3 protein-coding genes and 1 pseudogene are annotated in these 4,980 nt (G+C 58.6%); all 4 read left to right on the top strand.

The features are described 5' to 3' along the window. The first annotated feature begins 7 nt into the window (after positions 1-7). A pseudogene (gene hflX / locus ACIOU6_RS22155) lies at positions 8-1,266 on the top strand (ribosome rescue GTPase HflX). 96 nt (positions 1,267-1,362) lie between these two features. Beyond that, positions 1,363-2,535 (top strand): FtsH protease activity modulator HflK, encoded by a 1,173-nt coding sequence (gene hflK, locus ACIOU6_RS22150; protein ID WP_221733093.1) that lies wholly within the window; start codon positions 1,363-1,365, stop codon positions 2,533-2,535. After that, positions 2,535-3,404 (top strand): protease modulator HflC, encoded by an 870-nt coding sequence (gene hflC, locus ACIOU6_RS22145; RefSeq protein WP_221733092.1) that lies wholly within the window; start codon positions 2,535-2,537, stop codon positions 3,402-3,404. The genes hflK and hflC overlap by 1 nt, the downstream gene beginning before the upstream one ends. A gap of 312 nt (positions 3,405-3,716) precedes the next feature. After that, positions 3,717-4,904, top strand: coding sequence for an ATP phosphoribosyltransferase regulatory subunit (locus ACIOU6_RS22140; RefSeq protein ID WP_401138905.1), 1,188 nt, complete (start codon positions 3,717-3,719; stop codon positions 4,902-4,904). The last annotated feature ends 76 nt before the right edge of the window (positions 4,905-4,980 follow it).

Here is a 4,980-nt window from a genome sequence, read left to right as displayed (position 1 = left end):
AAACAAAATCAATACGATATACACCAAACTGACTCGAGATAAGATCCGCAGGAGTTTCAGGAACTGGCTAATTCGGCGGGCGCCGAGACCGTTGCGTTTTTTAACGTGCCGCGTCATCGGCCAACCGCCAAATTCCTGATTGGCAGCGGCAAGGTTGAGGAACTACGCGACCTGGTTCATGCCGAAAAGGCCGATCTGGTGATTTTCAATCACATCCTCACGCCCAGTCAGGAACGTAACCTCGAACGTGTTTTCGAGTGTCGCGTGATCGACCGTACCGGTCTGATTCTCGATATTTTCGCCCAGCGCGCCCGTACCCATGAAGGCAAGCTCCAGGTCGAACTGGCCCAGCTTGACCATATGAGCACCCGCCTGGTTCGTGGCTGGACTCACCTTGAACGTCAAGGTGGTGGTATCGGCATGCGTGGTCCGGGTGAAACCCAACTGGAAACCGACCGCCGTCTGCTGCGGGTTCGCCTGCGACAGATCAAGGGCCGGCTGGAAAAAGTACGCAGCCAGCGCGAGCAATCGCGACGCGGCCGATCGCGTGCGGATATTCCTACCGTCTCATTGGTGGGGTATACCAACGCCGGTAAATCGACGCTCTTCAATAACGTGACGAAATCCGACGTGTACGCGGCTGACCAGTTGTTTGCCACGCTGGATCCGACCTTGCGCCGTCTGGAACTGGACGACTTGGGGCCGATCGTTCTGGCCGACACTGTGGGTTTCATACGTCACTTGCCCCACAAGCTGGTCGAAGCATTTCGGTCTACGCTCGAAGAGTCGAGCAACTCTGATTTGCTGTTGCATGTGATCGATGCGGCCGAGCCGGATCGCATGTTGCAGATAGAGCAGGTGATGGTGGTGCTGGGTGAGATCGGGGCGCAAGACTTGCCGATCCTTGAGGTATACAACAAACTCGATTTGCTTGAGGGTGTTGAGCCGCAGATCCAGCGCGATGCCGATGGCAAACCGCAACGGGTCTGGTTGTCGGCATGGGACGGTAGTGGTCTGGAGTTGCTTGAACAAGCCATTGCCGAGTTGCTCGGCAGTGATTTGTTTGTGGGGACCTTGCGCTTGCCGCAGCGATTCGCTCGACTGCGTGCGCAGTTCTTTGAGCTCGGTGCGGTGCAGAAAGAAGAACACGACGAAGAAGGCATCAGTCTGCTGGCCGTTCGTTTGCCCCGGGTCGAGTTGAATCGACTGGTAAGCCGCGAAGGATTGCAGCCGATGGAGTTCATCGAGCAACACACTTTGCAATAAAAGCCTGAAAAAGCGGTTGTGCCGTGAAGGCAGGCATTCTGTAGCATTGGTTGGCGCGCCGTGGGTGCGTCTTTGCTTTATCAGATGGAGAGCGCTATGGCTTGGAATGAGCCGGGTGGCAACTCGAACAATCAGGATCCTTGGGGTGGCAAGCGCCGCAATAATGGCGACCGCAAGGGGCCACCGGATCTCGACGAGGCCTTCCGAAAGCTGCAGGAAAGCCTGAACGGGTTGTTCGGTGGTGGTAAGAAACGTGGTGATGACGGCGGTGGTTCGGGCAAGAGTGGAGGCGGCTTCGGCGGTCTGCTCGGCATCGGCCTGGTCGTACTGGCGGCTGTCTGGCTGTACAGCGCGGTCTACGTGGTGGACGAGCAGGAGCAAGCCGTCGTGCTGCGCTTCGGCAAATACTACGAAACCGTTGGCCCGGGTCTGAACATCTACTTCCCGCCGATCGATAAAAAGTACATGGAAAACGTCACGCGTGAGCGTGCCTACACCAAGCAGGGCCAGATGCTCACCGAAGACGAGAACATCGTCGAAGTGCCGCTGACCGTGCAGTACAAGATCAGCAACCTTCAGGACTTCGTGCTGAACGTCGATCAACCTGAAATCAGCTTGCAGCATGCGACCGACAGCGCCCTGCGCCATGTGGTGGGTTCGACCGCCATGGACCAGGTGCTGACCGAAGGTCGTGAGTTGATGGCCAGCGAAATCAAGGAGCGTCTGCAGCGCTTCCTCGATACCTATCGCACCGGTATCACCGTTACTCAGGTGAACGTGCAGAACGCGGCAGCCCCGCGTGAAGTGCAGGAAGCCTTCGATGACGTGATCCGCGCGCGTGAAGACGAGCAGCGTTCGCGTAACCAGGCAGAAACCTACGCCAACGGCGTCGTGCCGGAAGCGCGTGGTCAGGCCCAGCGTATCCTTGAGGATGCCAACGGTTACCGCGACGAAACGGTCTCTCGCGCCAAGGGTGAGGCAGATCGCTTCACTAAACTGGTCGCCGAATACCGCAAGGCACCTGAAGTTACCCGTGAGCGTCTGTACCTGGACACCATGCAGGAAATCTTCAGCAATACCAGCAAAGTGCTCGTGACTGGTAACAAGAACGGCCAGAGCAACCTGCTGTATTTGCCGCTGGACAAGATGATTCAGAGCGGTTCGGGTAGCAATGCACCGGTCACCGGTTCGGCTGCTGCCAGTAAAAACTCGGATGTCACGCCGCATGTCACTGACCTGCCGCAGTCGCGTACAAGGGAGACCCGCTGATGAGCAATAAATCGCTGATCGCCCTGATCGTTGGCGTCGTTGTGGTATTGGTTGGCTGGAACTGCTTCTACATCGTGTCTCAGACCGAGCGCGCGGTTATGCTGCAATTCGGTCGCGTGGTAGAGGCTGATGTTCAGCCGGGCCTTCATGTGAAAGTGCCTTACGTTAACCAGGTGCGTAAATTCGACGCACGTCTGATGACGCTGGATGCACCGACGCAGCGTTTCCTGACCCTGGAAAAGAAAGCCGTGATGGTCGATGCCTACGCCAAGTGGCGCGTGAAAGATGCCGAGCGCTTCTACACCGCGACTTCCGGCCTCAAGCAGATCGCCGACGAGCGTCTGTCCCGTCGCCTGGAATCCGGCCTGCGTGACCAGTTCGGTAAACGCACCCTGCATGAAGTGGTATCCGGTGAGCGCGATGCGCTGATGGCTGATATCACTGCTTCGTTGAACACGATGGCGGAGAAAGAGCTGGGTATTGAAGTGGTCGATGTCCGGGTCAAGGGTATTGATCTGCCGAAAGAAGTTAACCGCAGCGTGTTCGAGCGTATGAGCACCGAGCGTGAGCGTGAAGCTCGCGAGCACCGCGCCAAGGGTAACGAGCTGGCTGAAGGCATCCGTGCCGACGCCGATCGTCAACGCCGCGTTTTGCTGGCTGAAGCCTATCGTGAATCCGAAGAGGTTCGCGGTGACGGTGATGCCCAGGCTGCTGCGATCTACTCCAAGGCCTATGGTCAGGATCAGGAGTTCTACGCTTTCTATCGTAGCCTGCGCGCCTACCGTGAAAGCTTCGCAAACAAATCCGACGTCATGGTTCTCGACCCAAGCAGCGACTTTTTCCGTTACCTGGAAAAGTCCAAGCCTTGATACGACGTTGACCTGAATCACTCCGCCCGGCGGCTAAAATCTCGGGCGGGGTGATCCTTTGGGAAAACGTGTGTATGATGCGGCAGCCGGGAAATTCCCGGCTTTTTTGCGTCTGCACGTTTGATTGCTGTTTTTGCTGCAGAACATCGGGCTGAATAGCTCGACAGTTTTTCGAGGAAAGTGATGGGCGAGGCCGGTATCAGGCCTTTCGCTGCGTCGTTCATGCGCGTGCGTTTTGAATGGCCCGATCATTTTCTGCTTCACTCAAGGCTCGCCCTAGTGCTGGCCGCCCGGATCAAAGGGGAAGGCGTAATGGCAACGGTAGACCGCTGGCTGCTGCCAGATGGCATCGAAGAAGTACTGCCACCGGAAGCTGCGCGCATTGAAGTGGCGCGTCGTCAGGTGTTGGATCTGTTCCAGAGCTGGGGTTACGAGTTTGTCGTGACCCCCCATATAGAGTACCTGGAATACCTGCTGACAGTCGCGGGCCAGGATCTGGATCTGCGTACCTTCAAGGTCATCGACCCGCAATCGGGCCGGCAGATGGGGTTCCGTGCCGACATCACGCCACAAGTGGCGCGCATCGACGCACACACCCTGCGTCGCGAAGGCCCGAGTCGTCTGTGCTATGCCGGCAGCGTGCTGCATGCCCAGCCGCGTGCACTGTCGTCTTCGCGCAGCCCGATCCAGTTGGGGGCCGAGTTGTACGGCGATGCTAGTCCGAGCAGCGACGTTGAAGTGATCAGCCTGATGCTGGCCATGCTGCACCTGGCCGATGTGCCTGATGTGCACATGGACCTTGGCCATGTCGGCATTTACCGTGGTCTGGCGCGCGCCGCCGGCCTGTCCGGTGAAGTTGAGCAGCAGTTGTTCGATGCGCTGCAACGCAAGGCGATCGACGAGGTCATTACTTTGACCGAAGGCTTGCCGGCCGATCTGTCCGGCATGCTGCGTGCGCTGGTCGACCTGTGTGGTGGCCGCGAAGTGCTGGTCGCCGCCCGTGAGCGTCTGGCCAATGCGCCGGCGCCGGTGCTGGCGGCACTGGAAGATTTGTTGGCAATCGCTGAGCGTCTGTCGGCGCGCTTCCCGCAGTTGCCGCTGTACTTTGATCTGGGCGAGCTGCGCGGCTACCACTACCACACCGGTGTAGTGTTCGCGGTGTTCGTGCCGGGCGTTGGCCAGTCCATCGCTCAGGGCGGTCGTTACGACGACATCGGTGCTGACTTCGGTCGCGCCCGTCCGGCGACCGGCTTCTCTACCGATTTGAAAACCCTGGTGACCCTGGGGCGTGCTGAAATCGAGCTACCGTCTGGCGGTATCTGGATGCCTGACAGTACGGATGCGGCACTCTGGCAGCTGGTTTGCCAGTTGCGCTGTGTGGGTCAGCGTGTTGTTCAGGCGTTGCCTGGACAACCTTTGGCCGCCGCCCGTGATGCGGACTGCGACCGGCAATTGATTCAGCAGAACGGGCTTTGGCAAGTATCGCCACTGGCTTCTTGAGTTTTCCTGCCGGCCATCGCCGGCAGCGCGGTTGCGCGTCTGTGGACAAGTGGTATGGGTACGACTGTCGTTGTGC

The sequence above is a fragment of the Pseudomonas sp. NPDC087615 genome (assembly GCF_044743445.1).
GTDB classification, from domain to species: Bacteria; Pseudomonadota; Gammaproteobacteria; order Pseudomonadales; family Pseudomonadaceae; genus Aquipseudomonas; species Aquipseudomonas baetica_A.
The sequence above is the reverse complement of the archived record's forward strand: the minus strand, read 5'-3'. Positions and strand labels throughout refer to the sequence as shown.

Bases quoted from the DNA above. Each gene is read 5' to 3' on its own strand.
- hflK (WP_221733093.1), top strand. From the start codon at position 1,363: ATGGCTTGGAATGAGCCGGGTGGCAACTCGAACAATCAGGATCCTTGG.
- hflC (WP_221733092.1), top strand. From the start codon at position 2,535: ATGAGCAATAAATCGCTGATCGCCCTGATCGTTGGCGTCGTTGTGGTA.
- ACIOU6_RS22140 (WP_401138905.1), top strand. From the start codon at position 3,717: ATGGCAACGGTAGACCGCTGGCTGCTGCCAGATGGCATCGAAGAAGTA.